Origin of the sequence: Frankia sp. Mgl5 (genome assembly GCF_023242985.1) — a bacterium.
Classification (GTDB): Bacteria; Actinomycetota; Actinomycetes; order Frankiales; family Frankiaceae; genus Parafrankia; species Parafrankia soli.
The window spans coordinates 1-320 of sequence record NZ_JALKFY010000602.1; the positions used below are offsets into that span (position 1 = coordinate 1).

General features: G+C 56.6%; 1 protein-coding gene. It reads right to left on the reverse strand.

Annotated features, from left to right (window positions below):
• Positions 1-303: ribonuclease E/G (locus MXD62_RS10835; RefSeq protein WP_248829173.1), on the reverse strand; the 303-nt coding region annotated here is incomplete at its 3' end.
• Positions 304-320 lie beyond the last annotated feature (17 nt).

The window sequence follows — 320 nt, forward strand, 5'->3', positions numbered from 1 at the left end:
GCCCTGGTAAACCGAGAGCCGGTCAAGCCAGTTTGGATAGAGCGCAGCCACCAGCTGCTTGATGCGCGCAAACCATTCGGGGTGATCGACGACAAGCTCGTCCACATCATCAGTAAGCGTATCTCTGACCGTGCGAATCACCAGATCTGCATCCTGGTAGACCAGGCAAGGCGGCTTTTGCGGTTTCGCTTTGTCCAACGCTTCCTGCCAAACCGCACGCAAATAGTGAAGCTCGCTTTCGATGCGCCGGACATCCGCGCCTTCCGCAAGCGTCCGTAAAATGGCCCCTTCCCCCTGTTCCAAGAGGGATGATATCAGAT